This window comes from Paenibacillus xylanivorans, from assembly GCF_001280595.1.
In the GTDB taxonomy this organism is placed as follows: Bacteria; Bacillota; Bacilli; order Paenibacillales; family Paenibacillaceae; genus Paenibacillus; species Paenibacillus xylanivorans.
Window position 1 is genome coordinate 1 of sequence record NZ_LITU01000039.1, and the last position, 210, is coordinate 210.

The window sequence follows — 210 nt, forward strand, 5'->3', positions numbered from 1 at the left end:
CTAAAGGATTCGTTAAAAGCGCCTCCATAACTTTTTAATCCGGACATATGGGCCAAAGTGGTTTGGTCCGTCTGGGAGATTTCATAGGTATTCGTGAGGTCCAATGCCGTCAGTCCCTTAAAAGCTTCAAAATCTCGCTGATCAATCCGCTGGCTATTCAGTTTCTTGTCCTGAGTAACATAAGTGATCTTCTCGGCCTGTTCATCGCTG

Annotated in this window: 1 pseudogene; it reads right to left on the bottom strand. The window is 45.2% G+C overall.

The window, feature by feature from the left end:
* A pseudogene (locus AMS66_RS05660) lies at positions 1 to 210 on the bottom strand (leucine-rich repeat domain-containing protein); the annotation flags it as partial.